Genomic DNA, 25,471 nt, shown 5'->3' on the forward strand with positions numbered 1-25,471 from the left:
ACGGAAAGCGTCTGGTTCTGAAATAGGAATAGAAAAAAATCTGGCAGTAGAATCGAGGCGGGCTGCGCAACGCGGTCCATGGGGGGCATACCCTAAACCTCAGTCGAGCGGCAGAGCCTTAACTCGCCCTCCAAATCGATAGTCCCCGCTCTTTTCTTTAGGTCGCTCCAAATCCCTTGCCTCCTCCCGAGTCTTGGTCAGCGTGATGAGAAGGTGACACCGCTCCTCCAGATAACGTTGTCGGCCGATTTCGGTCTGTAAGTCATAACCCAAAACTGGTGGTGAAAAATAAAGGTGCTTGGCGAGGATTGATTGTTTGCTGATGACGTCAGCCGGGTTACGCCAATCACCTCCTTCCCTGAGTTTCAATCGAGCCTGTTTCGACTGTCGATGCTGTATCAATCTCTTACGAAGATTACCGCTGATGCCAACCTTCAGGAGTTCGCCGACGTCAGTGACAATCTGATAAAGACCGGAGGTCGTAGGCACTGCTGTTTCGACATCAGAGAAGCGAATGCCAGGGGCTTGGTAGGTCATGATTTAGATCCTTCCGCAACGATAGCGACACCAGCCCGACCTGCAGATCAAGCACCGCCCCGTGGGTGCTGAATGCTCGGTCAGCCTGCGTGTGTTGGATGAAGCACACCAGAAGCGCGATCATCTAATAAAACCACAAGGCCATCCGATTCCTCTCGCGAGGAGCGCAGAACAGCCAGCCCTCACAATGCAGTCGACGTTTAGCAGGATTGATCGCCGTTGATCCACGAACGAAGCTTGCCCAACGTAGGCGCCTTGACCCCAATCGAACTCCAGCCCTTGAGGGTGTATAGCTTTATCTCAGCGATGCCCTGAGGGGTAGGCTCGACAGTGATGATCGCCAAACTGAGCCTCACGCCCTGGGCGACCATACGCTGGGTGATCTGCCCGCTACTGACCTCCGAATCGAACTCGCTTTCTGTGGTGACCGGAGTCCCCAGCGGCGAGTGCTCCAAACAAATTCGGCTGGCCTGACGGATGTTGCGATAAGCGGATTGAGCAGTAACGTTCGCCTGGATCGAGCCATCGTAACTGTCCGAATCAGACATGAGATTAGCGGGTGTATTTGTGCATCCCGCCAGCAGTATTCCAACGCTGATAGCCCATATGAATTTCAAAAACTTGGCTCCAATCTGTCGACATCATGAACATGCATGCAAGGTGATCCCGGTGTTCAGCGCTGTTTAAAATCAATGGTCTACGGCGGGATGATGCCAACCTGCCTGTACATTTTTTGAGCGCCCGTTAAAACGCTCTACCTACCTGGCATCAGCGCGGTTATCCACAGACATACTCACGGATTTCTTGGATAACTAGGTCGGAGTTGTAACATCGCTTCTGCCGTAGCGAAGCTCTGGGTTCGATGCACATGCGCCCTGCAAGCTGACCTGAACCGCACCAACACTCAGCCGTCGTTCGGATCATCGAAGCCATACTGTACGCAGCAGCTAATAGCACAGATCGCTCAAATCGAGACATTTATCAATGTTGTGCAGAACGTGATTGGTGGGGATGTGAAATCCAAGGTTGAACGGGTGAAACAGTCGCTCCCGCCCAGTCGATAGCTGTCCCATCATGCAGTGCGATCGCCCACCGGCCAATGCAGAAATTTTGCTGTCGGTCAGACAGCGGAGCTAATTTTTAAACAGAACCGGCCGATACAAGCCGGCGGTCCGCCAAAATCAGATGCCCATGGTGGCAAAGAACGTCAGACAGTTGGTCTAGACCATCCCCCAATAGCTGATGCAAGAAGGCCAATCCGTGTACCTACATCGTTGGAGCTACACCCTATTAACTTGTCTGTTGCCACAGTTGAGCCTGGCCAGCACACTGCATATAGACCCTCGTGCCGAGAGCCTTTACCAAGAAGCTGCTCCATACCTATTACAAGCGAATGACAAGCTCGAAGCAGTGACAGCTGATACCCCAACAACAAGCGAAGAGGAGAGGCAGCGCTCCCTAACTCTAGCCGAAGAAGGAGGTGCGCTACTCAAACCTGCCTTTACTTTGCTTGAACAAGCAGCGGCCCTTGATCATCCCGTCGCCCAATATCGTCTCGGATTGATTTACGCGATGCTGTCTCCGAGCGAAGTGATCAAAGAGAAAGCTTGCCCCTTGTTCGAACGAAGCCTCGCCCAAGGCTTCGCTCCGCCAGCACTTGAAATTGCCTCCTGGTGCTTGGCGTTTAGCGATACGCCCGAGTACCAAAAAGCCTTGCAGGCCATGGAAACCAGCATGCCGCTCTACGAAAAGTATTTTCCACAGCCAGTTGTCCGGCTTGAATGCAAGCCTGAGGAACCTGTGGGCTTCGCCATGCAATGGGGCAACGGTCGTGATTATCAAGCTGAAATCTACCGTCTACAGGGCGACAGCAATCGTGCGCGCCGCTTGGAGTATTACCAGAAGGCTATCGATACCAATGACTGTTACAAGGCCAAACGACGCATGGAATATCTTAAATAGTCCCCCGCCCATTACTGGCTCCAATGCATGACGGTTGCGTCAGAGACAAGGATGAGGCCCGTGGGACCTTCTGCGCTTCTTCCGCTCTCCAGGAAAGCTCGCGCCCACTGGTTGAACTGTTACCCCTGTAGACACAATGCGTGTGTTATCCAAGGAGGAGACACAATGGATAGTAAATCTGCTGTTGCGCCTACAGAAAATCACCTCAAGGAAATGCTGAGTTATTGGAAAGCATCTGGAATCCAGTCATTTTCCCTTAGCGAAGCGCTCCGCTGGTGTGCCACGCACTATCCCGACATATCCCCCCTGCGCTTCGGCGCCCTCCTCCGCGACGCGGCAGCCAATCGCAAGCGCGATAGGCAACTGGTCTCCGATCTAGTGTGGCAGCTCAACAAGGAAAACTTCATCCCCTACGATCCAGCCGTCGACCCTGCGCCGGGAAGTCGTGACGCCGCCGCCTGGGTCATTCGCCTTGCTCTGCAGGAACGTCCGGATGTCGTTCAAGGTGAGATCCTCGATCAGTACTGTGCGCTCCTGGCCACAGCCATCGAATATCAAAAGCACCCAAACAAGACATCTCAGGAAATAGCTGATGGCCTAGCAGGCCTGCTTCGCGCGGACAATATTGAGGAGTTTCTCGCGCAGATATCGGAACTGGGAGCAGCGGAGTATTTCAGGAAAATCCATCCAGAAGGGTTCGCAAACCATGTTCCGAATCCGGACTGTTCGAGCACCGGCCCGGACAAGAATTTCGACTTCACGTTCCAAGCCGAGGGCATTCGCTTCAACGTCGAAGTGAAGGCTTTCTCCAAGGCCTTCTCTACAGACGACGAAGGAGGCACGAAATACTTCTTACCAGAGCCGATCAAGCAGCAGCTATACGACGTCGGTATCGAAATGAAAGCTACCCTTGCCCCTACTATCGGTCGTTTTCTTGGAGACGCGAATTGCCAGTTGCTGCGCCGTGACAATGACATGAACGTCGTATTACTTTGCTGCAACGATCCGGATGAATACGCTGATGTCATGGAAAGTCTGCACGGGCCCTATGGCCTAATCAGAGCTTCCAGGGCTGCGGGTAACAGCCTCCAGCTACCCAACTCGGTCATCCCCAATCTATCGCTAATGACCAACATCGATGCCGTGGTGGTCTGCCTGACAGGCTTCCTTCACTCGGGCATCGTCAATACCTTGCGATTCAGCCGGGCCTACAAGCTAGATGGCTTAAGTCTCACAGATCCCGAGCACGCCTGGGATTTTCGCTTCACCTTCCCATGCGGATTCTGGCTGCACCGTCCCCCAGTGGAACAGTTACGCGAGGTTAGCCTCCACAAGGTCTTCAACTCGCACCTCTCGCTGCTACTGGCCTACTACAAACAGCACAACAAGGATTGGCAGGCCGCGATCTTCTCGCTGATCAATCAAAAACGGCCTTGATGCGAAGACGACACGTAGCGGCCAAGACAGCTTTCGGCCGAAAGCAGCTAGTCGACATGAGTGCAAACATTTCACAGGCACAAAAAAAAGCCACTCATCTGAGTGGCTTTTTTCTAAATCTTGGAGCGGGAAACGAGACTCGTATCTGGCGTCCTACTCATTGAAATATAAGGGGTTTATTTTCTTGAAGGGGCAGGAAAAGACTTGATTCTGGACTTGTTTTCGAGGTGCTTCAAGAGCGAAAACAGGGGTAATTCCAAGCAAGGCTTTTGGATGCTACCAAAAGCCAATGGGATGAACGATGATCAAGCTGGCATTGTAATTTCCATAGGTCAACAGGACATGAACTCCCCGAATAGATAATCTGCCGTCTGATCAACCTTGCACCACCTCTCGGACCTGATGCGGAGATCCCATGTCCTTCGTTCCTGCCTTTACCCATTTTCTACTGACTCATCTGCAGCAGGAAGAACGCAAACGCATCCTCAAATCAATCGTCGTCACCGTAGCGCCGGAGCTGTGGCTGAGCCTGGAGTCGGCAGCGCTGCTGGACATCCATCGCGATCGGTTCGGTCTCGGTGGCCAGTTGGATGATTGTAAGACGTTCAAGCCGGACAGCGCCCTGCCTGACCGCGTCAACGTTCCCCGTTGGTTGATCGCCGCCGAACGGCGCAAGGTGGATATCTGGATCGAGGACAGCCACGGCGAAGCACCGTCGAAAGCTATCGAGTTCAAGATCGTTCATAACAACAAGAACGCTTACAACAAAATCAAGGGTATTCGTAAAGATTTGGTCAAACCCATTCCCTTGACTAAGCCCAACGAGATCATCGAACGCTGGGGTATCGTACTGCTGGTCTACTCACGCTTTTACCAGGACCAGCAGGGTGGCTACAGCTATGGAAAATTCTCGACCTGTGAAGAGTTCCTAAACACCTTCAGCGAAAGCCTGAGCAATAGCGCTTTCCAATACGCCACGGCTATCCAGTTCGAGCTGGCTATGGCACCGACTCTGGTGACCGATCTGTGCGACGCCAACTACATCGTTCCTGGAAAAGGTGCGGGGGTTTATCTGGCACTGGTCCAACCCAAAAAGACCGCACTCGTCTCGCATGCTTTGGATGCCCCAGCCTAAAGTCAACAGTTCCTCTCGGCCCTAGGGCGTGAGCAATGGTGATTCTCCGGCGCAATTGTTATCCCGAATGTAGATCGCCATGCTAGATCAGATCCCACCCCGGAATTTTTTAACCCCCTTGCGACTAGGGCTTCCAGTCGCGCAGTCGGAACTTTATTAAGTTATGGGTTGAACCTGATCACTGGGCTTGCGACTTCAACTCTTGAAACGATCATCGGCGCCTACTTTTTCCAGGCGTAGCAGCTTTAGCGCATTGGCAATGCCCTCCGCGTTTTGATCAAGAGTTCACAGAGCCGTAACGACATTGCGATGAGCCTGACTTGAGCCACTAGCCTTGCTTCACAAGGCCAACTCCTCGATAGCAGCGGCCAGAGCGTTCTGATTCACTTGTATCGACTCCAACACGTCAGCCACTGTTTCAATTTGCTCATTATTCATCATTCTTCTCCCCAAGGCCTCTTGAGCGTGGTCCAACGCGGACGCCGTGGTATGGATCAGGACATTCAACTCACTGGAATAAAGCAGGCCTTCCGCGCAGGTTGTCTCCGACCCTGCCCGAGGCTCACCTTCCATGGATCACCATGGAAGAGCGTTGCCCAATCTCGTCAACCGGGTATCAACAGATCAGAGTGAAGGCCGCGAGACCAGGACTCTCACTCCGTCTCGACATCAGAAACCCACCACACATAACCCAAAAAGCGCTGCCCACTACTTACAAGCAACAACCCACAACTGATCCAACCTCGTCGTAAAACTCCGACTCATCATGTCCCGCCGCATCTCCCATTCCGGATTGACCGGAACGCTGGCAGAGCAAAGCGTCCCCTTACCCCATCGCCCATTGATTTGATCCAGTACCGCCATCAGTTTCGTAGCTTGCGCCGGCTGTGAGGTTGCGAACAGATCATCCATGTACTCCCCTTTCTGGCAAAGATTCATCAGCAGCACCCCCGCCTTGCTGTACTTGAACCCCGGCCTGTACACGCCTTCTCTCGACTTTGATTCGGTGATCCCAGCTGTCACCAAAGTCATGGAGGTAGTCAAATGTCTTTTTGCCGAAGCGCTTTGACCAGTGCCTTGCGAGCTTCTGGATTCACCGGCGGCCCCCAGCCATCAGGATCGGGAATCTCGTATTACTCACCTGCTATTTCTGTTCGCGAGCGATCAGCGACAAGGGGGCGCCGGGCTGGAAGAGGGCCCCGACGACTTGGCGTTTAAAGTCCAACGGACAGTTGGGACGGCGACCGGCTCGACGGGCTGGGGCAACTGTATTCGAGACGGTGTCCGCGAAAAAATGGTGTCCACTATCTTGGTCAATTTGGAGGGGGTCAGGAGAGAGTAATGGGCGGACGGTTACTGATGAACGCGCAAGAGACTCGGTTCAAGCCGACATCTTATGCCGTCGGCACGGCAAGGCAAGGCACCTTGTTGCCTCGCCTGAAAACGCAGCGCCACCAGTGAGTCGTTCTCGTGTTGGTGCATCGGGCCCATACGCTCATGCCAAATGCCGTGCCTTCGAAAGTACCTTTCCAACTGCACCGTTGTGACCGCTACGACGGTATCGGCCCCCAATGCACCCGCTTGTGCTAGCGCATGGCGAAAGAGCGCAGCCCCTGCATCAGGACTGGCCTGTTTGGCAGCAGCGAAGCGCGATACTTCCCACACATGTGGATCGGCCGGCAACGGAGCATCGCTGATCCACCCAAAAACCTCTCCCAGCAGATAAGGTTCGAGCGTCGGCAATAAACGAGCGCAGCTCACGACTTGTCCGTCCTCCAGGCCAACGATGTAGCGCGCATGAGGCGTATCGAACTGATCGGTCTCTACACGGGCTGCTTGCTGATCTAATGGCAGGCGCCAGCGCAGTTTGCGAATGAAAATCTCGTAACGAAAACGTATAAGCGATTGGTAGACACTGTCGCCCAGTTCACTCGCGCTGCCCGCCAGAATCTGCATCTGCATCACCCGAAGCTTGAAAGCGGGCAATTACCCCATGGCCGCGCGATCAACGACAACTACCTCTTCTGGTAGCGCAAGCGTTCAGATCAGATTCAATGCCACGGCGTGTGCGGCCGCGTGTGCCTTGTTGGGCGATCCAAACTTACCGACGATCTTCTTGATATGGAAATTCACCGTGTTGTCGGAGATGCACAGGATCTGCGCGATATCACTGACGCATTTGCCGTCTGCAGTCCATCTGAGGATTTCCGCTTCCCTGTCGGAAAGGGCGCAGCGTTCGACTGCCGACAGGTTCCACCGCGCCAACGCCTGGCGGCAGGTATCGCTCAGGCAACGCAGCTTCACCCCCAGCTCCAACTGCTCGATCTGACTGACCCGGCCACGGTCTCGAGCAAAAGAGATGACGTGCGTATCACCGCTGGCCGCCAAGGCACTGTAGGTCATTCCATGAACCAAGCCGAACTGGGCGGCCTCGGCGAAGAAATGTCGGTGGCAGTTGGCTTGAACATCACTCCAGTTCACGACATCCGCTTTGGCCATGCTGTGCTCGATCACAGGATCGATCGCACCATAACTTTGCTCGTCATAGCGCTCCTGCCACTGAAGCGGATAGGTGCCCATCATGAGAGTCTTGCGCCGAGTGAACGGCGTGGGCGCTTGCAAGGCCAGGCCAACATGTTCGAAGCCACACTCCATGGCCTCACGGTGCAGGATCGACACCAGGGCTTCGACCTCACGAGCCGCCGAAATCTCTCGCATGATGTCGCTATACCACTCCAACATTCTTAATCCCATTGACGACCCCTCCTGGTCATCCACCGGTCGAACAGTGTAGAGCGCTTTTGCCTGTCCCGCAGCCCCGGTCAGACCATACGTCGCGTATACGAAGAAACGCCGAGATCAATCACCTACCAATTCTTGTAATTTCTTGCATCTGGCCACTGCCCTAGCATCCCTGTTCCCGCCCGCAGCCAGAAGGCAATGCCATGCAATCCGACGAGCGTCTGACTTGCCACACCGCGAAAATCGTATGGTCCGCCGAATCTTGCAGTCCTGGCTCGACCGGTAGAACGTGGCTTGCAATAGCAGATGGCCAACACTGCGATACCCCCGATGGCTGGATGCCGATCGATGCCAACCAGATCGCAGGCAGCGCCCTCGCGGCGGGCGACACTGTGCTGGTGCCTGTAGCCGACACCGAAACCTCTGGCCGATGGCAGCTGGCGCAAAGCCAGTTCGAGTCGATTCATCGCATCATCGCCGCGCTGCTGGCGACGGGCACGCCTCTGAAGCTGTTGCTTTTCAGTCGTATCGCCAACCCCGACGCAGCTGCTGCGCACGGTTTGTTGCAATCCCTGCGCTGCGAAACCGAACAACTGGCTCACACCTGGCTGGAAAGCGATGCGAGCCTGGCACAGTCACTCACCATCTGCGGGTTGACGCAGCAGGAAGGGCTTCGACGCCTGCGAGTCGAGGGTGGCAAGCGCCTAGTGGCTCATCTTCACCAACAAGCACCGAAGGTCGCGAACGAACCCAGAAGCCAGGACGGGCCGGTGCTGATCATCGGCGGCCTGGGTGGCATCGGCCAGCACCTGCTGGAACATGTGGTCGGCCAGCAACCGGTTTTTGTCATGGGCCGCTCGTCCTTGAGCGATGAACGACGCTCGCGCTTGAAAGCGCTGGGTTGCTCAGGTTACTTCCAGGGCGATGCGACGGACACCGAGAGCCTGCGACAGACGCTTTCGACGCTCCATGAACGCTACGGTCAGGTGGATACAGTCTTTCACCTCGCCGGTCATCTGGAAGATGGCCTTTTCCAATCGAAGCCGACTTCCTCCCTGGAAAAGGTCATGAAGACCAAAATCGCGCCAGCCCTTGCCCTTGCGCATCTGCAGAACGAGATGGCGATACGCCGCGTAGTCATGTTCGGCTCGCTATCGGCAACCGTCGGCCTGGCCGGACAGACGGCCTACGCAGCGGCCAACGCCTACCTGCATGCTCTGGCTGAGCGGCAATGCCTGCAAGGCCATCCGGGCTGGTCAACCATAGGCTGGGGCATCTGGGATGTGAGCGGTATGGCGATGGGCCAGGACCGCGGACTGCTATGGCCAATGGCCCCGGATAAAGCCCTGGCGGCGATGGATGAGCTGCTTGCCGCCCGCTGCGCCGACGCCGTGATTTACGCTGGCAGGCTGCTGACTGAGGCACACTCCGGTCGACAAGCGGCGACAGCCAGTCGCGCGCCAACGCTGGATACCAAGCTGCTGGTGCGCCAGGCCATTGCCAGGTTTACTGGCCTGGAAAATCTCGCAGACGCTGAAAACGTGATGGATCACGGCGCTGACTCAGTCGCGGCGATCAGCATTGCCGCAGAGATCGAACGCCGCCTGGCCGAGGCCGGCATGGTCACTAGAATCCCCCGCTCCATCCTGTTCGAGCACCCGAGTATCTCGAGCCTGTCGGCCTACATAGAGACTCGCGCGGCCATCATTGGACTTCAGCCCGAACCCGCGGCAGCCCCCCCGTCCCCTCCCGAGTCCACCTGGCGAGCCCCCTCCCCACAGGTGCGCGCTCACACCCAGGACGAGCCGCGCTGGCGGGCGCAGGATATTGCCATCGTCGGTATGGCGGGCTCCTTTCCGGGTGCTGCCAGCATGGAAGAATTGTGGCCGCTGCTGGCAGAAGCACAACTGGCCGTGCGCCCCGTCCCATCGCCACGCTGGGATTGGCGCGCATTCTATGACAGCGATGCCAGCGCCGCTGGCCGCAGCTATGCCCGCCATGGCGGCTTCATCGACGATGTCGAGATGTTCGATCCGCTGTTCTTCCAAACCACGTTCAAAGCTGCCGAGCGCATGGACCCTGCCGAGCGCAAGCTGCTGCAGACGACTCACCATGCGCTGGAAAACTCAGGATTCTTCGCCGCGCCGACTCCAGACGTAGGGGTTTTCATAGCAGCGATGTACGGACACTACCAGCAATTGGAAACGTCCCAGCCCATCGACACCTCGTTCTCTGCCCAGGCCAACCGCCTTTCCTATCATTTCGACTTCCGTGGGCCATCGCTGACCTTGGACACCATGTGCTCAGGTTCGCTGACGGCCCTGCATCTGGCCATCGCAGCGCTGCGCCGCGGCGAGTGCCGTCAGGCAATCGTGGGCGCAGCCAATATTATGGTCAGCCCACATAAATATCGGGTGCTAAGCCAGGGCAAGTTCCTCAGCCCGACGGGCCGCTGTCATACCTTCGGTGCCCAGGCAGACGGCTATGTGCCAGGTGAAGGGCACGTGGTCTTCGTTCTCCAGCCCTTGCAGGAGGCAATCGATGCCAACGCACGCATCCATGCGGTCATCCATGGTAGCGCGGTGAACGCAGGCGGGCGCAGCAGCGGTTTCACCGTACCCTCGGCAGCAGCGCAAACCAAGGTCATCGAAGCCGCACTGCGCGATGCCGACCGCCAGGCACACGACATCACCTACATCGAGGCGCATGGAACCGGCACTCGCTTGGGAGATCCGATCGAGATCGAAGCGCTGAACGGCATCTATGGGGCACGTGATTACGGGCACTGCGCCGTAGGATCGATCAAAAGCAATATCGGTCACCTGGAGCCTGCCGCCGGTCTGGCGGGGTTGGCCAAGATCGTGTTGCAACTTCGTCACCGCTCGCTCGCCCCTACGATCGGTTGCGACATCGCCAATCCATTGATACCCGTCGGTGAGGGAACAGTTCGTCCGCAGACCGAACTTGTGCCTTGGAACACACCCGCCGGCCAGCGTCGCTACGCCGGTCTGAGTAGCTTCGGCGCTGGAGGTGCCAACGCCCATGTGATCGTGGGCGAATACGTGCCGCCGCAGGTGGATGCACCGGCACGACATGACGCCGTACCCATGGCAGTGGCCATCAGCGCGCAGAGCGAAGCGTCGTTGAATACGCTCAAGGCCGCCATCCTCGACTACCTGCTTAAGCAGCAGGGGCTGTGCTTGGCGGACGTTGCCTACACGTTGAACGTGACACGCCCGACCATGCGCTACAGGTTCTGCGCCCTGGTCACCGACCTGGACGACCTGGCAAACGCACTGGCATCGTCGACTGCGCACCAGGCCACCGTCAGCGCACAGCTTGAGCAGGCGGCCAGCCGCTTTCAGGCCGGGGAAAGCATCGACTGGCGGCACCACAACCCACCGGGCAAGATGCTCGACCTGCCGAGTTATCCTTTCGAGAAAATACCGCTGTGGGCCAACGAACTACGTGTATCACACGAACCACAAAGCTCGAATCCACCACCAGAGACCGATGATCGGCTTCTGCTCGCAGTTGCGGACTTCATGTCCAATGCGTCCGAAACAACGCGCACGTTCACCAGCCCCTTGACCTTGATTGTCGATCCGGAGCTGGATCGACAACTCCGAGGCCATGGGCATCGGACCGTCGTGCTGGACCCAGTCGACCCGGCGCCAACATCGTCCTGCGGCGCTCCCCGTACCACCACCCTCGTACAAGCCTGCAAGCGCGCACTCGACGACATCCCGCCAGAGCATCCCATCGTCATTGCCCAATGGCTTGGCACATTCGACATTGTGCTGGCGACCAACGTGATCCACGCCACCCGCGACATCCGCGAATCACTGCGCAATATTCGTCGCGCACTGCGTCCAGGCGGCGTGATCGTGCTCAACGAGGTGACGGCACTGCAGCACTATGCAACCTTGACGTTCGGCCTGACCAAGGGATGGTGGCTCAACACCGGCCCCGAGCGCATAGAAGGAAGCCCGTTGCTCGACGCAGCCACTTGGCAGCGCCTGTTGCGCGAAACCGGATTCGAACACACCGAGCACCACGGCAATCAGACCCAAGGCTGATCGTCGCCCGCGTTCCTGTATCGGCCACGGCAGCCGCGCCAGCCGAAAGGGCCCCTGCCGCCAGCGCCAGCCAAACCTCGGGCGCAGCAGCCGCGAACCTCGACGAGGCGCGCTTGAGCTCGGCGATGACGTTCGCTCGGGACGCGATCGCCTCGGTCATGCACCTGGCCCCTTCTGACCTCGATCCCACGCGAGCGCTGAAAGACTATGGGATCGACTCCCTGATTGCACTGGAGCTGGTGAAGCCGTTCAAAGACAAGGTCGGATACGTGCCAGCCACACTGTTCTTCGAATACCCCACCCTCGCCGACCTGGCCGGCTATCTGGAGCAATACCACCCAGAAGCTTTCAAGGTTGCGGACAGCAGCGTCCCTGCACCCGTTGCACGTGCCGCGCAGCCTGGTGGGGAGTGCGACACCCTGCACTTCGTGCGTGACAGCATCGCCAAGGTCATGCACATGTCCCTCGACGAACTCGACGATGACGCTGCATTCGCCAGCTACGGCATCGACTCGTTGATCAGCCTGGAGTTGATCAAGCCGTTGCAGGCTCGTTACGGCTATCTGCCCGCGACCTTGCTGTTCGAATACCCAAGCATAGCGCAACTGGCCGGTCACCTGAGCCAGCACGCCACGAGCGCGCAAGCCGAGGCAACAGCTGCGGGTCATGCACACGCCACGACCGGGCAACGACAACAGCCTGCTGACCTGCGCACCGATCAACCTGCGCAGGCGCGAGCGATCGCCATCATCGGCTACCGCGGACGTTTCCCGGGTGCAGAGGACACCGCACAGCTTTGGGAGCGACTGCAGCAGGACGTGCCTCTGAGCAGTCCGGTACCGCCCGCACGCTGGCCCCTGGAGCACATGCAAACGTCGACCTATGCCGGTATCGGTGCATTTCTCAGTGACGTCGACAGGTTCGATCATGGGTTCTTCAACATCACGCCAATGGACGCGACCTTGATGGATCCCCAGGAACGGTTGTTCCTGGAAACCGCGTACCAGACCTTCCTGCATGGTGCTCATCCGGCCTCGCGACTCAAGGGCAGCCGAACAGGGGTGTACGTCGGCGTGATGAATACCGGCTATGCCAACCTGACACCGATAGACAGCGACGGCCCCAAGCCGACATCGCTGCATTGGTCGATCGCCAATCGGGTGTCATACCACTTTGATCTGCACGGTCCGAGCATGGCGGTCGACACCGCATGCTCTGCCTCCTTGACCGCTCTGCACACTGCGGTGAATGCGTTGCGCCTGGGCGACTGCGACGTGGCCCTGGTCGGAGGCGTGAACGTGATCTCACACCCTCGACAGTACGACGACTTGTGCCGCTTGCACATGCTCTCGCTAGAGGGCGTATGCCGACCGTTCGGCGAGGGCGCCGACGGTTTCGTCGACGGCGAAGGGGTGTGCGCCATGCTGCTCAAACCGCTCGACCGGGCTCTCGCGGATGGGGATCCGTTGTGCGGGGTGATAGAAGCCTCGGCACTGAATGCCGGAGGCAAATCCAACGGCTACAACGCACCCAACCCGCAGGCGCAGTCCCGCTTGATTCGCGAGGCCCTGGACAAGGCCGGGTGGGCTCCGACACAACTGGACTACGTCGAGGCTCACGGCACCGGCACCGCGCTCGGCGATCCGATCGAGTTCAAGAGCCTGGCAGCGGTGCTTGGCGAGGGACGCACAGAGGCCTCGCGTCTGCCGATCGGCTCGATAAAAGGCCACATCGGCCATCTGGAGTCGGCAGCCGGACTGGCGGGTGCAGTGAAGATCCTGCTGCAGATGCGTCATCGCACACTGCTCCCGTCGCTGCATGCACACCCGGCCAATCCATTGCTGGAGTCTCAGGCGACCGGGCTGATGGTCAATCGTCATGTCAGGCCATGGCCTGCACGCGATAACCAACCCTATCGCGCGGCGTTGTCATCCTTTGGCGCAGGAGGTGCCAACGCACACGTGCTGCTGAGCTCTGCGATCCGGGCCTCGAGGCCGGCGAAACATCCGACATCGGCGAAACAGTTGATCGTGCTGTCGGCCCATAGCGTCCAGGCGCTGGATACCTCTCGTATCGCGCTATTGCAATGGTTGGAGCAAAACGATGTGCCTCTGCCACGCCTGGCCGCCAGCCTTGCCCACCAGCGTGATCACCTGCGCCATCGCCTGGCCGTGTGCAGCGACTCGACGCAGGATCTGCGCCGCCAGTTGGCGCTGTCTCTGGCAGACCTGCGTGGTAACGGTGAAAGCACTGCAGTGGCGGGTTGTGATGCAGGCGTGATGAACTCGATGCGCATGCCGGGCCTGCAGCAAGACATGGACCTGGACAGCGTTCGCCTGGCTTATCTGGGTGGCGCACTGCCGGATTGGCACGCCCTGTTCGCAGCCGATGAACCGCTCGAGCTGCCGGACTATTGCTTCGACGGCACGCCACTCTGGGTGCAGGCTCGGGAGTCGGGTTTCGAAAGCCTGGACACGCTGCTGGCTGACCACAACATCGACGGACAGGCCATAGTACCGGCAGGCTACTACCTGGCGCGCCTGTTGGCTGACACTTCAACGGCTGGACTGATGGATGTGCGATTCGAGGCCCGCGCCCAGTCGTTCGAATCCGTCCGCACGGAGCAGGCAGCGGGTCGGTTTGCAGTCACCATCGCCGACACTACTGTCGCCAGCGCCTCCACCCTGGAGCAGCACAGCCACGACCAGCAGCAGCCTTGGACGTTGGACTCGGGCCATTACCTGCAGCGCACAGCGATATACCAGAAGTTCGCACGCATGGGCTATCGCTACGGCGACTCACTGCGACTGCTGCGCTGGGCCTGGGTTGGAGACGACAAGGTGCAGGCGAGTGTGCTGCCCGCGCGCAGCTTCGCTCTGCCACTGTCGCCCGCGATCATCGACGCCGGTCTGCAGACCGCGCTCCTGCTCGACGACGGGGAGGCAGGTCCGGCCTGGGTACCCTGGATGGCCGAGAGGGTCGAGCGGCTGTCCCCACACGCGGCGATTGCCTACGTGCGCTGCCAGCGACGCGAAAAAACCGCCCGGAGCGTGACCCACGACTTCGAGTTTCTTGCTCAGGACATGGGTCCGGTCCTGCGTATCCAAGGCCTGGTTTCGCTGAACCCAACCAACGATGTGGCACGCAGGCAAAAGCCTGCGGCACGCCCGAAGGTGGTGCTGCATGAACTTTGAACGACCTGGCGCGCTGGCAATCGCCTTTCCTGGCCAAGGCTCGCAATTTCCCGGAATGGGGCTGGAGCTGCTGCCCAGGTTCGGCGAGATGACCGAAATCGCCGAGACACTGCTGGGCCTGCGGCTGGCCGAGCTGCTCGAAGATGCCGGCAGGCTCGCCGACACCGCCTTCACCCAGCCTGCCGTATTCGTCGTCAGCACGATGAGCTTCGAGGCGATGCGCCAGGACCGCGATATCGATCGAGCCGACCTGATGCTTGGCCACAGCCTGGGGCTGTTCGGCGCCATCCACGCCAGCGGCCGGCTCGGTTTCGCAGACACCCTGAAACTGGTGATCGAGCGTGGCCGGCTGATGAAGGCGGCCGGGGACGGGGCGATGCTCGCGGTGATGGGCATCGACGCCCAGGGCCTGGAGGCCTGTCTGCTCGAACAGGGACTGGACAGTCTCGACATTGCCAACGTGAACGGGCCGGAGCAAACCGTGCTCAGCGGTCCGAGCCAGGCCATCGAGCGCGCGGCGCACAACCTTCAACAACGCGGCCTGCGCGCGGTGCATCTGAATGTCAGCGGGGCGTTTCATTCCCGCTACATGGAAACCGCACGCGTAGCCCTGAGTCGCTATGTGGAGCGGGTCACTTTCAGCCCCGGGACCTGTCCCTTGATTTCCACCACCCATGGCGGACCGGTACCCGACACCCATCTGCTCGAAGAGATCGTTTTCCAGCTGACCAGCCCGGTGCGCTGGCTGCAGACAATCCAGGTGCTGAGGCAGCGTTATCCACTGCTCGACTTCATCGAGCCGGGCCCAGGCCAAGTACTTACGCGCCTTATCGCTGCCATAGACGCCCACCACCCATCGAAAGAGGCATCGCGATGAAACCACAACGAATCGCCATCGTTGGTGGCGGGACCGCAGGCGCGACGCTTGCCTGGCATCTCGCCGCGCTGCACCAGGTCACCCTGTTCGAGGCGGGCGAGCAGCTGGGTGGCCACGCCTTCACCCACACCCTGATACATGATGGCAAGCTAATCCATGCCGACATGGGTGTCGAATATTTTACGGAGCGGCTCGCACCCAACTTGATGGCGCATCTCAAGGCGCTCGATGTGGACACCTTCGTCGCGCCCTTGTCGTTCAGTTGCCTGGACGCCGACGCCTCCGTGCTATGGAGCAACCAGCACACCGGCAAGGCATCGAGCCCGGCGCTGCGACAGGCATTCGATCGGTTTCATCAGGACATGGTCGAGGTCAGCCTCCACCAGGAACGCTACAAGAGCTGGTCGGTGGGGGATTTCGTCAGGGAGCGGGGCTACGACTCCAGCTTTGTCCACCAGGCCTTGCTCCCGCTGCTGACCGTTTACTCCGGATGCAATGGTCCCTCACTGGACTACAGCCTGGTGTACTGCGCGGTCTCCTTCAACATGAACCTGCTGTCGTTCTTCTCGCCCGCCTACTGGCGCAAGGCCACAGGCGGGATCGATGGATACCTGAAGATCATGCATCGCGTGCTCGGCCCGCAGGTACGCCTGAATACCCCAGTGACGGCTGTCCGTCCGCACGAGCGGGGCGTGGAGGTCAGCACACTTGCAGGATCACAGGATTTCGACCAGGTGGTACTGGCGACCCACGCCGATCAGGCGCTGCGCCTGCTCGAGACGCCCACGCCCGAACAGACAACCCTGCTCGGGGCGTACGAATATGTTCCGGTCGAAGCCATCCTGCACAGTGACAGCGCAGCGGTCGCCCACGGCTCGCCCGACAGTTACTGCGTCTTCGTCAAAGCCGCGGACGCACCAGGCGAGGCGAACCATGCCTGGGGGACCCTGACCCGGGTAGTCACCTACTTCGAACCCTCGTCCACGCCGCTGTACGTGACGTTCGACCCGAAGATGGCGCTGGACCCATCCAAAGTGATCCTGCGCAAGCAGTGGAAGCTGCCCAAGCTGCGACCACTCGACCTGCATCGGCGCTCCCTGATACGGGCAATCCAGGGCCGTGAACGAATCTGGTACTGCGGAACCGACTTCTCCTATGGCGGCCATGAAGGCGCCCTGACCTCAGGTCTGGTACTGGCCCAGCGTTTCGGCGCGTCGGTGGACCAAGGCAGCAATGCCAGTGCGCGCATCCAGTTCGAGCTGGTCAAGGACCTGATGGGCGTGGAATCAGCGTCCGGGAAACTGATACGCCAACTGGACCAGCGCCTGCTGCGCATCGCCGAAAAACTGGGCGCCGTCGAGCGTCTCGCACCGCGCGTGATGCGCCATTACTTGCAATGAGGTTTGCATGACATCTTCGATCCCTTCCCGTGCCCATGGCAAAACGACCCTGATCATCAACAACATGCAAGTCGATCTGCTGCCCATGATCCAGGACGCCAGCCGCGTGCTGGAGCATTGCTGCTGGCTGGCCGAACTTGCCCAGGAAATCGAGCTGCCCGTTGCTCTGGTCTGCCATGAAAAGCTGGGCGCGCTGCCAGCACGGCTATGCAAGGCAGCGGGTGTTTGCACGACACTCTCCAAATGCCACTTCAATGTGCTCGATGAACGGGGGATCGACATCTTCCGTACCGCTCCGCCCGGCAATCACTGGATTTTCGCGGGTGTGGAAACCCACGTGTGTATCCTGCAATCGGCACTGGCGCTACGCGCACGCGGTGACCAGGTTTCGGTGGTAGTAGACGCAGTGTCGTCCCGCAGCGCCCTGGATCACGAGGTCGCGCTCTCGCGCATGTCACGCCACGGCGTGGAGCTGATCACCCGCGAGATGTTGTTCTTCGAAACCATGGCGCAGTCGGAGCGATCCGATTACCTGGCGCTGAGCCAACGCTTTCTCGATGGCCGCTACCTGAGGACCTACGGCGAATGACCCAGATTGCCGCACCTGACATCATGCCCACTCGCACCTTGTTCGCACGGAGCCAGCCATGACCGCCGCTCTCTCGCAGACACACGCCACTGCCAAGGCCACGCCCTTGATCCTGCTGCTGATCATTTTCATCGACGGCCTGGGCACGGCATTGCTGCTGCCGATGCTACCGATGCTGCTCGACCCCGGCGACCCTGCGGGGGTGGTTTTCGCCAGCACACCGACTGCCGCTCGGACCGCCTGGCTCTACGGCGTGCTGTTGGCAGGCTACGCCTTTGCGATGATGGTGGGCGCGCCTCTGCTGGGTGCGCTTTCAGACCGCATCGGGCGGCGCCCAACGCTTCTGCTTGCGGTGGCAGGGTCGGTCGCCGGGTATGCCCTGAGCACTTGGGCGGTGAGCCTGGGCAGCGTGGGCTTGCTGATCGCCGGACGCTTGCTGGGAGGCACCTTCGCCGGTAGCGTCCCGGTGGCACAGGCCATGTTGGTCCAGACCCCCGACAGCGCAATGAAACGCATTGGCTGGGTAATGTTTGCCATGACTGCGGGTTTTTTCGCCGGTCCCGCGCTCACCGGCATCCTGCTGGCAGGTCATACGCCGGGAGCAAGCCTGCTCCTGCCTTTGCAGGTCGCGCTGACCCTCAGCGTGTTGTGCCTGCTGATGGCCTTCTTGCTGCCCTCTACCCCAGCTCCGGCGGCAACAACGGGCCCATCGCTGATCAGGCAGGTCTTGAACGGTTTTACCTCGCCAGCCACGCGCAGACCATTGCTTGCACTGCTCTGGCTGCAAATTGGCTGGAACCTCTTCTACCAGTACCTGCCCTGGATGCTCGCGCGCCAGAGCCAGACCGTAGGCAGCATCAGCCTACTGCTGACAGTGGTCGGGATCGGCATGTGCATCGCCTTCATCTGGGTAGCCGGAGCCTTGCAAACCCGGTATCCAGCGCCACGGATCGCACGCGCTACCATCCCCATGCTGGTGGTAAGCTGCGCACTGCTCGCGGCCACGCTCGACAACTCGCTTGCCCTGGTTTTCGGTGCGCTTGCCGCGATCGCCTATGGGGTGGCCTACACTGCCTTGATCGGGCATGCCCTGGCATGCGAGCAGGCAAGCCTGCGTGGCACGGTACTGGGCATCGCCGCTTCACTGGCTGCCGGCGCCGCAGCCGTCACGGCGTTGCTGGGCGGAGTAATCGGCGTCTGGGGCAACCTGCTGCTGGCCTCGCTGAGCGTGGGTGCGCTGGTCCTGAGCTGGGTCATCCTGGGTTCGGGAAAAGATCGAGATGAGTAGCGACAACGCCACCTTGATCCTCAAGAACCTGACCTTGCGCCTGCCAGACGGCAGGCCGCTGTTCTCGGGGCTCAACGCAACGTTCTCCAGGCAGTTCACCGGCATCGTCGGGCCCAACGGCAGCGGCAAATCGATGTTGGCGCAGATCATGGCGGGTCGCCTAGCCGCGAGCGAAGGCAGCGTCCAGTGTGATGGCAGTGTCGGTTATTTGCCGCAATGGCTCGGGCCCATCAGCGGCACCGTTGCCGACCTGCTGGGGGTACATAGCGCTTTGCAGGCCCTGGCCGAGGTCGAGGCGGGCGCCTGCGACCCGGCGCTGTACGACCTGATCGACGACCGCTGGAACCTGCCGGGCGATATCTATGCCTGTCTGACGCGCCTGGGTCTGGCCCATCTGCCGCTTGATCGCGCGAGCGAGGCCTTGAGCGGAGGCGAGACTGTACGCCTGATGCTCGCCGGTCTGCGCCTTGGCGGAGCGCGGATATTGATACTCGACGAGCCCACCAACCATCTGGATCGCCAGGCCCGCGAGCAGTTGAGCAAAGAGCTGCGCCAGGGCAAGGAAACCCGCATTATCATCTCCCACGACCGGGCGCTGCTGGAACATGCCGATCGTATCCTCGAGCTTCGCAGCGACGCTCTGGTTCAATACAGCGGCGGCTACAGCAGCTATCGCGAGCAGCGCCAGGCCGAGCAGAACAACGCCCAGGCTGCACTGGTCAGGGCACGCGCGGCACGCGACAGAGTCGAGCAGCAGATAGCCATGGCCCGCCAGCGCGAGGTGCAAAGTGCCAGTCATGGTCGCAAGGTGGCGCGTGCCACCGGTACCCCAGCCATCGTCGCCAATGCGCAGGCAGAGCGCGCCGAACAGCACAGCGGCCATCAGCGCATCCAGCAGGCGCGCCTGAGCCAGATGGCGCGCGAGCGGGTCGACCAGGCCAGTGCGAACGTCGAGCCGGTACGCTCAAGCCAACTGCTCGCACCTACCGGCCTGGTCGCCAATGCGACCCAGATGGTCACGCTCGAACACTGCGAGCTCCCCTACGGTCCCTCCGACAGCCGCTTCATCGATCTCACCCTGCACGGCCCGATGCGAGTCGCGGTGATCGGGCCGAACGGCTGCGGAAAATCAACCCTGCTGAAGGTGATAGCCGGGCAACTGGCGCCTGCCAGCGGCATCGCCCGGCATGTCTTACGCACTCGCCTGATCGACCAGCACGCTGAAACCTTCGACCCCGAGCACAGTATCGAGCAGGTACTGCGCAATGAGTTGGGCACTGTCGAGGAGGGCCGCTTTCGCCAGGTCTTCGCCAACGCCGGGCTCGACGCTCGGCAGATGGCTACGCCATTCGGTCGGCTCAGTGGTGGCGAGCGCCTGCGCGCAGCGCTCGCCTGGCTAGCAGGCGGCCCCGAACAGACGCAACTATTGCTGCTCGACGAAGTGAACAACCATCTCGACATCGCGGCCTTGGAAGCAGTCGAGCAGTTGCTCAGACAATTCAGGGGCGCGCTCATCGTGAGTGCTCACGACCCTGATTTTCTGCAGGCCTTGGAATTGACGCACCAGATGATCTGGCAACCAACGGGTTGGCGCTACGAGCCGTGGGATGGTGGCGGGCGGTGAATAGCGGAGACTGTATTACAATTCCGGGCATCGAAAGGTAAGAGACCTCCGAATCTGCAGCCCGGCACTTCAGGCATCGTGAGCAAGGAACTATATCCTGTACCCGCTCCAGACAGCTTCGCTGTTGTTGGACTTGGCAAGCAGGGCTAGGCAGGCCACATTGATGATAAAGAATGCAGCTTGGAGCAAGCGGTTGATGCTCTGGCAGGAGCTCCTGCGACCCCGTGCATCCAGACCATCAACGCCAGTCAGATCAGCAAAAGCTTCATCGATGCTGTAAACCTCAACTGCCGGCACCATCGACTCAATGAGCGTCATGACCCGCTCACTCATATCGCCATAAAGCGCGTAGTTCGATGAGAACGGAACAATGCCGTGCTTTTTGCAGCTTGTGCTTGATCTGGAAGTACGGCTCCCCCATCTTCACGTAGGGCTTGGCATCGTAACTGCGGGCGATCACACAGCCATCGTTGTTGCTCAGCACCACGATGGGCACCCGGGCCAGGTCTGGACGAAACACACGTTCGCAACTGGCGTAGAAGCTGTTGCAATCGATCAGGGCGAACACCGACTGGGCTTTAGACATGGCTGCGCACGCTGCAGGTGATTACCCCACAAATGACCAACTCGTCTCCCTCGAGCACGTACCTCGGTGGGTACTTTGGGTTCTCCGACAGGAGAATCACCTCCTTCCCCCCGCAGGCACAGCCGCTTGCAAACAGGTTCGTTGTTCAACAGCGCCACAACGATGTGCCCGTGCACCGGCTCCAATGCCTGATCCTGCCTCAGCACACAAATATCAGGCAAAAAAAAGCCACTCATCTGAGTGGCTTTTTTTTGAATCTTGGAGCGGGAAACGAGACTCGAACTCGCGACCCCGACCTTGGCAAGGTCGTGCTCTACCAACTGAGCTATTCCCGCGTCTTGGTGTGGCGCATTCTATAGATTCAGATTACGCCGTCAACCCCTTGATTCAAAAAAGTTTTATTTAGGCTCTACATCCGTCCGCAGATGCGGCCAGGCGGCGCGCAAGTATTGGACCATCGACCACAGCGTCAGCCCAGCGGAAACCAGCAGCAGTGCGTAACCCAACAGCACCCAGAAGCTGAAATCCGAAGGGTTGGCCAGCAGGATCACCAGCGCGAGCATCTGCGCGGCGGTTTTCCATTTGCCCAGGTTCGACACGGCGACCTGGGCGCGGGCACCCAGCTCGGCCATCCACTCACGCAGCGCCGAGACGACAATTTCACGACCAATGATCACCGCCGCTGGCAAGGTGAGCCAGAGGTTGCCGTGTTCCTGTACCAGCAGCACCAAGGCCACCGCGACCATCAGCTTGTCGGCCACCGGGTCGAGGAACGCGCCGAACGGCGTGCTCTGCTCCAAGCGTCGAGCCAAGTAACCATCCAGCCAGTCCGTCGCGGCGGCGAAGGCAAAGACCGAGGCGGAGGCCATGTAGCTCCAGTGGTACGGCAAATAGAACAGCAAAATGAAGATCGGGATGAGCAGGACGCGTAGGACGGTAATCAGATTTGGGATATTCATCGGCACAACTGGCTACAAGGTTGACGGGCATTCTACTCGCTGTGCAGGTTTGCATAAATCGACTCTGCGAGCTTTTTACTGATACCGGGTGCTTTGGCTATCTCCTCGATGCTGGCACGAGACAGTTCCTGCAATCCACCAAAATGTTTCAACAAGTCGCGACGGCGCGTCGGGCCGACGCCTGCCACACCTTCCAGTGTAGACGTGCGGCGCGTTTTGCCACGGCGGGCACGGTGTCCGGTGATGGCGAAACGGTGGGCTTCGTCACGGATCTGCTGGATCAGGTGCAGCGCCGGTGAATCGCCCTTGAGGGTGAACTCATGGGCGGCGTCGTTCAGGTACAAGGTCTCGAAACCGGCCTTGCGTGTCGCACCCTTGGCCACGCCCAGCAGGATCAGGTCGGGCACCATCAGTTCATTGAGCACATCGCGGGCCATGGACAACTGCCCCTTGCCGCCGTCCACCAAGAGGATGTCCGGCAACTTGCCCTCCCCGTCCTTGAGCTTGCCGAACCGGCGCATCAGCGCCTGATGCATGGCCGCATAGTCATCGCCGGGGGTGACGCCTTCAATGTTGTACCGGCGGTAATCGGACTTGATCGGGCCTTCCGGACCGAACACCACGCAGGACGCCACCGTTGCCTCGCCGCTGGAATGGCTGATGTCGTAGCACTCCAGCCGCTGCGGCGGCTCGTCCAGGTTAAGGACATCGGCCAGGGCATCGAACCGCGCTGCGACGTGTTGACGGTTGGCCAGGCGCGCGCCCAGTGCCTGTTCGGCGTTGGTCACGGCCAGTTGCTGCCAACGGGCACGGGTGCCACGAACGCGGTGGCTGATGGTCAGTTCACGACCGCGAAGCTTGTCGATGGCTTCGATCAGGGCCGGGAAATCCTCGTGGACCACGTTGACGATCAACTCGGCAGGCAAGTCGCGTTCCGGGCTGCTGATGTAGTACTGGCCCAGAAACGCCGCCATGACCTCGGCCACGTCTTCCTCGATGCCCACTTGGGGAAAGAAATTCTTGCTGCCCAGCACGCGACCGCCGCGCACGCTGATCAAATGCACGCAAGCGCCGCCCGGGTTGATGAACGCGGCGATCACATCGACGTCACCGCTGCCACCTTCCATGCTTTGCTGGTCCTGCACGCGGCGCAGCAGGCCAATCTGGTCACGCAGCTCGGCGGCCCGTTCGAACTCAAGGTTGACCGCCGCGTCTTCCATGGCTGCCGACAGTTCATCGGTCAGCGCATTGCTGCGGCCCTCCAGGAACATCACCGAGTGACGCACGTCCTCGGCGTAGACCTGCGGCTCGACAAACCCCACGCAAGGCGCTTTGCAGCGCTTGATCTGGTATTGCAGGCAGGGCCGAGTGCGGTTCTTGTAGTAGCTGTCTTCACACTGGCGAACGAAGAAGGTCTTCTGCAGCAGGCTGAGGCTTTCACGAATCGCCCCGGCGCTGGGGTAAGGACCGAAATACCGACCCTTGGCCTTTTTGGCGCCCCGATGAATGCTCAGGCGCGGAAACGCCCCGTCGGACAGAAACACGTAGGGGTAGGATTTGTCGTCGCGCAACAGAATGTTGTACGGCGGGCGCCATTCCTTGATCAGCGTCTGCTCAAGCAGCAGCGCCTCGGTTTCATTGGCGGTGATCGTCGTTTCGATTTGCGCGATGCGCCCCACCAGGGCGGCGGTCTTCGGGGCGAGGCCGGTCTTGCGAAAGTAACTGGCCAGGCGCTTCTTGAGGTTCTTGGCCTTGCCGACATACAGCAGGCGTGCGTCGCCGTCGAACATGCGGTACACGCCAGGGCGACCGCTGCAAGTGGACAGGAACGCGCTTGGATCAAACAAATCAGTCATTTTCAGGCGCTGGCATCGACCATGCCGTGGCGCACCGCCAACAGTGTCAATTCGACATCACTGCTGATCGAAAGCTTCTCGAAGATACGATAGCGGTAGGTGTTGACGGTTTTTGGCGACAGGCACAGCTTGTCGGAGATGATCTGCACCTTCTGGCAACCGACAATCATCAGCGCAATCTGGATTTCCCGCTCCGACAGTGCGTCGAAGGGAGAATCGTTGGTTGGCTGGAACGACTTGATCGCCAATTGCTGGGCGATTTGCGGGCTGATGTAGCGTTGCCCGGCAAAAACCAGACGAATGGCCTGGACCATCTCGTTCAAGCCAGCACCCTTGGTGAGGTAGCCCGCCGCGCCCGCCTGCAACAGCCGGGTGGGAAACGGATCCTCTTCGCACACGGTCACCGCGACCACCTTGATGTCCGGGTGACTGCGCAGCAGTTTGCGCGTGGCCTCAAGGCCGCCGATGCCAGGCATCTTGACGTCCATCAACACCACGTCGGGCTTCAATTCACGCGCCTTGATCAGGGATTCTTCCCCGGATTCAGCCTGGCCAACTACCTGCAGGCCGTCGATGTCAGCCAGCATTCGTGTAATGCCCGTACGGACGAGATCATGGTCATCGACCACTAACACCCTAATCAAGCAGACACCTCACGATTTGGTCTTATTTGGATTGCACAACACCTTAGCAAAAAAGCATCCCGCAGACCTAGCGCAAAGGGACAGATAAAAGTTACAACACATCTTTATCAACACGACATCCGAGGCGTCAAGCACCGGCGTCTCGCTGCATCCTCAGGAAACATTCATCCTCGCCCACGACACGCAGGCCCATGCGTTCGTACAACGCCCTGGCCGGATTATCCTTGAACACCGTCAGGCGCAGCGCCGGGCGACGCTCCAGGCCCACCAGGTCCCAAACCTGTCCGATCGCCCAGGTCCCGGCGCCCTGCCCGCGAAACACCTCGTCGATCTGCAGCTCCCGGATATACAACGCCCGGGCGTCACGACTGAGACTGACAAAGCCCAGTGCCTGGCCGGCACGACTGATTATCCAGTTCTGGCGAATGATCCAGGCCAAGTCGAACGCTTCGTCCTGCCAGAGCAAATCATGCTTGAGGTAATAAGCAAGCATGTTGTCGCAGGTCAGCTGCCGGGCGAAGTCGATGTCCCCTGCCGTTGCCGCACGCCACTCGAAGCTCAT

19 protein-coding genes, 1 tRNA gene and 3 pseudogenes are annotated in these 25,471 nt (G+C 59.7%); 10 read left to right on the forward strand and 13 right to left on the reverse strand.

Annotation, left to right across the window (positions count from 1 at the left end; translation table 11 throughout):
• Positions 1-99 precede the first annotated feature (99 nt).
• Positions 100-537 (reverse strand): hypothetical protein, encoded by a 438-nt coding sequence (locus AB4Z20_RS05815; protein WP_442089503.1) that lies wholly within the window; start codon positions 535-537, stop codon positions 100-102.
• A 200-nt stretch (positions 538-737) separates the two neighbouring features.
• Entirely contained in the window at positions 738-1,085 is a 348-nt protein-coding gene (locus AB4Z20_RS05820; RefSeq protein WP_442089504.1) for a hypothetical protein, read from the reverse strand.
• A 712-nt stretch (positions 1,086-1,797) separates the two neighbouring features.
• On the opposite strand from AB4Z20_RS05820, the gene AB4Z20_RS05825 reads away from it, so the two are divergent.
• The 3 genes from AB4Z20_RS05825 (at position 1,798) to AB4Z20_RS05835 (ending at position 5,071) form a co-directional block, all read left to right on the forward strand.
• Positions 1,798-2,499, forward strand: coding sequence for a hypothetical protein (locus AB4Z20_RS05825; RefSeq protein WP_442089505.1), 702 nt, complete (start codon positions 1,798-1,800; stop codon positions 2,497-2,499).
• Between the two features lie 165 nt (positions 2,500-2,664).
• Positions 2,665-3,936, forward strand: coding sequence for a hypothetical protein (locus AB4Z20_RS05830; RefSeq protein WP_258690868.1), 1,272 nt, complete (start codon positions 2,665-2,667; stop codon positions 3,934-3,936).
• A gap of 415 nt (positions 3,937-4,351) precedes the next feature.
• A complete protein-coding gene (locus tag AB4Z20_RS05835) occupies positions 4,352-5,071 on the forward strand; it encodes a hypothetical protein (RefSeq protein ID WP_442089506.1) in 720 nt (239 codons plus the stop codon).
• Positions 5,072-5,779: 708 nt separating this feature from the next.
• Here the strand turns inward: AB4Z20_RS05835 and AB4Z20_RS05840 are convergent.
• The 4 genes and pseudogenes from AB4Z20_RS05840 to AB4Z20_RS05855 form a co-directional block, all read right to left on the reverse strand.
• Positions 5,780-6,055: pseudogene (locus AB4Z20_RS05840) on the reverse strand (DUF4113 domain-containing protein); the annotation flags it as partial.
• On the reverse strand, positions 5,976-6,164 hold the full coding sequence (locus AB4Z20_RS05845) for an IS1096 element passenger TnpR family protein (protein WP_442089578.1): 189 nt from the start codon (positions 6,162-6,164) through the stop codon (positions 5,976-5,978). The pseudogene AB4Z20_RS05840 and the gene AB4Z20_RS05845, both read right to left, overlap by 80 nt.
• 260 nt (positions 6,165-6,424) lie before the next feature.
• Positions 6,425-7,027 (reverse strand): acyl-homoserine-lactone synthase, encoded by a 603-nt coding sequence (locus AB4Z20_RS05850; RefSeq protein WP_442089507.1) that lies wholly within the window; start codon positions 7,025-7,027, stop codon positions 6,425-6,427.
• Between the two features lie 84 nt (positions 7,028-7,111).
• Positions 7,112-7,825, reverse strand: a complete 714-nt coding sequence (locus AB4Z20_RS05855; protein WP_442089508.1) for an autoinducer binding domain-containing protein — start codon at positions 7,823-7,825, stop codon at positions 7,112-7,114.
• Between the two features lie 326 nt (positions 7,826-8,151).
• Here AB4Z20_RS05855 and AB4Z20_RS05860 point away from each other — a divergent pair, with 326 nt between their 5' ends.
• The 7 genes from AB4Z20_RS05860 (at position 8,152) to AB4Z20_RS05890 (ending at position 20,864) form a co-directional block, all read left to right on the forward strand.
• The gene (locus AB4Z20_RS05860) at positions 8,152-11,892 is read left to right on the forward strand and encodes an SDR family NAD(P)-dependent oxidoreductase (protein ID WP_442089509.1); all 3,741 of its coding nucleotides are present in this window, start codon (positions 8,152-8,154) and stop codon (positions 11,890-11,892) included.
• Between the two features lie 125 nt (positions 11,893-12,017).
• Positions 12,018-15,086, forward strand: a complete 3,069-nt coding sequence (locus AB4Z20_RS05865; RefSeq protein WP_442089510.1) for a beta-ketoacyl synthase N-terminal-like domain-containing protein — start codon at positions 12,018-12,020, stop codon at positions 15,084-15,086.
• The gene (locus AB4Z20_RS05870) at positions 15,076-15,963 is read left to right on the forward strand and encodes an ACP S-malonyltransferase (RefSeq protein WP_442089511.1); all 888 of its coding nucleotides are present in this window, start codon (positions 15,076-15,078) and stop codon (positions 15,961-15,963) included. Before AB4Z20_RS05865 ends, AB4Z20_RS05870 begins: the two co-directional genes overlap by 11 nt.
• Positions 15,960-17,363 carry an FAD-dependent oxidoreductase gene (locus tag AB4Z20_RS05875; RefSeq protein WP_442089512.1) on the forward strand — a complete coding sequence of 468 codons (1,404 nt, stop codon included), beginning with the start codon at positions 15,960-15,962 and terminating at the stop codon, positions 17,361-17,363. Before AB4Z20_RS05870 ends, AB4Z20_RS05875 begins: the two co-directional genes overlap by 4 nt.
• 7 nt (positions 17,364-17,370) lie before the next feature.
• On the forward strand, positions 17,371-17,952 hold the full coding sequence (locus AB4Z20_RS05880) for an isochorismatase family protein (protein WP_442089513.1): 582 nt from the start codon (positions 17,371-17,373) through the stop codon (positions 17,950-17,952).
• 58 nt (positions 17,953-18,010) lie between these two features.
• On the forward strand, positions 18,011-19,240 hold the full coding sequence (locus tag AB4Z20_RS05885) for an MFS transporter (RefSeq protein WP_442089514.1): 1,230 nt from the start codon (positions 18,011-18,013) through the stop codon (positions 19,238-19,240).
• Positions 19,233-20,864, forward strand: a complete 1,632-nt coding sequence (locus tag AB4Z20_RS05890) for an ATP-binding cassette domain-containing protein (protein ID WP_442089515.1) — start codon at positions 19,233-19,235, stop codon at positions 20,862-20,864. The genes AB4Z20_RS05885 and AB4Z20_RS05890 overlap by 8 nt, the downstream gene beginning before the upstream one ends.
• A 201-nt stretch (positions 20,865-21,065) precedes the next feature.
• Here AB4Z20_RS05890 and AB4Z20_RS05895 read toward each other — a convergent pair.
• The 7 genes and pseudogenes from AB4Z20_RS05895 to AB4Z20_RS05925 all read right to left on the reverse strand — a co-directional run.
• Positions 21,066-21,450 (reverse strand): annotated as a pseudogene (locus tag AB4Z20_RS05895) (Y-family DNA polymerase); the annotation flags it as partial.
• Positions 21,443-21,707 (reverse strand): annotated as a pseudogene (locus AB4Z20_RS05900) (LexA family protein); the annotation flags it as partial. The pseudogenes AB4Z20_RS05900 and AB4Z20_RS05895, both read right to left, overlap by 8 nt.
• A 2-nt stretch (positions 21,708-21,709) precedes the next feature.
• Positions 21,710-21,785, reverse strand: a tRNA-Gly gene (locus AB4Z20_RS05905).
• A gap of 63 nt (positions 21,786-21,848) precedes the next feature.
• A complete protein-coding gene (pgsA, locus tag AB4Z20_RS05910; protein ID WP_003200282.1) occupies positions 21,849-22,409 on the reverse strand; it encodes a CDP-diacylglycerol--glycerol-3-phosphate 3-phosphatidyltransferase in 561 nt (186 codons plus the stop codon).
• Between the two features lie 32 nt (positions 22,410-22,441).
• Entirely contained in the window at positions 22,442-24,265 is a 1,824-nt protein-coding gene (uvrC, locus tag AB4Z20_RS05915; protein ID WP_018608068.1) for an excinuclease ABC subunit UvrC, read from the reverse strand.
• A 2-nt stretch (positions 24,266-24,267) separates the two neighbouring features.
• Positions 24,268-24,909: a response regulator transcription factor GacA gene (gacA, locus tag AB4Z20_RS05920; protein ID WP_003200277.1), complete on the reverse strand. Its 642-nt coding sequence runs from the start codon at positions 24,907-24,909 to the stop codon at positions 24,268-24,270.
• 127 nt (positions 24,910-25,036) lie between these two features.
• Positions 25,037-25,471: a GNAT family N-acetyltransferase gene (locus tag AB4Z20_RS05925; protein WP_253473480.1), complete on the reverse strand. Its 435-nt coding sequence runs from the start codon at positions 25,469-25,471 to the stop codon at positions 25,037-25,039.

This window comes from Pseudomonas sp. KB_12, assembly GCF_052114545.1.
In the GTDB taxonomy this organism is placed as follows: domain Bacteria; phylum Pseudomonadota; class Gammaproteobacteria; order Pseudomonadales; family Pseudomonadaceae; genus Aquipseudomonas; species Aquipseudomonas brassicacearum.

What these genes read in the sequence shown, in the direction of transcription:
- pgsA (WP_003200282.1), bottom strand. Translation starts at nt 22,409, where the DNA reads ATGAATATCCCAAATCTGATTACCGTCCTACGCGTCCTGCTCATCCCG.
- AB4Z20_RS05875 (WP_442089512.1), top strand. Translation starts at nt 15,960, where the DNA reads ATGAAACCACAACGAATCGCCATCGTTGGTGGCGGGACCGCAGGCGCG.
- AB4Z20_RS05855 (WP_442089508.1), bottom strand. Translation starts at nt 7,825, where the DNA reads ATGGGATTAAGAATGTTGGAGTGGTATAGCGACATCATGCGAGAGATT.
- AB4Z20_RS05820 (WP_442089504.1), bottom strand. Translation starts at nt 1,085, where the DNA reads ATGTCTGATTCGGACAGTTACGATGGCTCGATCCAGGCGAACGTTACT.
- AB4Z20_RS05885 (WP_442089514.1), top strand. Translation starts at nt 18,011, where the DNA reads ATGACCGCCGCTCTCTCGCAGACACACGCCACTGCCAAGGCCACGCCC.
- AB4Z20_RS05890 (WP_442089515.1), top strand. Translation starts at nt 19,233, where the DNA reads ATGAGTAGCGACAACGCCACCTTGATCCTCAAGAACCTGACCTTGCGC.
- AB4Z20_RS05865 (WP_442089510.1), top strand. Translation starts at nt 12,018, where the DNA reads ATGACGTTCGCTCGGGACGCGATCGCCTCGGTCATGCACCTGGCCCCT.
- uvrC (WP_018608068.1), bottom strand. Translation starts at nt 24,265, where the DNA reads ATGACTGATTTGTTTGATCCAAGCGCGTTCCTGTCCACTTGCAGCGGT.
- AB4Z20_RS05850 (WP_442089507.1), bottom strand. Translation starts at nt 7,027, where the DNA reads ATGCAGATTCTGGCGGGCAGCGCGAGTGAACTGGGCGACAGTGTCTAC.
- AB4Z20_RS05870 (WP_442089511.1), top strand. Translation starts at nt 15,076, where the DNA reads ATGAACTTTGAACGACCTGGCGCGCTGGCAATCGCCTTTCCTGGCCAA.
- AB4Z20_RS05835 (WP_442089506.1), top strand. Translation starts at nt 4,352, where the DNA reads ATGTCCTTCGTTCCTGCCTTTACCCATTTTCTACTGACTCATCTGCAG.
- AB4Z20_RS05860 (WP_442089509.1), top strand. Translation starts at nt 8,152, where the DNA reads ATGCCGATCGATGCCAACCAGATCGCAGGCAGCGCCCTCGCGGCGGGC.
- AB4Z20_RS05925 (WP_253473480.1), bottom strand. Translation starts at nt 25,471, where the DNA reads ATGAGCTTCGAGTGGCGTGCGGCAACGGCAGGGGACATCGACTTCGCC.
- AB4Z20_RS05830 (WP_258690868.1), top strand. Translation starts at nt 2,665, where the DNA reads ATGGATAGTAAATCTGCTGTTGCGCCTACAGAAAATCACCTCAAGGAA.
- AB4Z20_RS05815 (WP_442089503.1), bottom strand. Translation starts at nt 537, where the DNA reads ATGACCTACCAAGCCCCTGGCATTCGCTTCTCTGATGTCGAAACAGCA.
- AB4Z20_RS05880 (WP_442089513.1), top strand. Translation starts at nt 17,371, where the DNA reads ATGACATCTTCGATCCCTTCCCGTGCCCATGGCAAAACGACCCTGATC.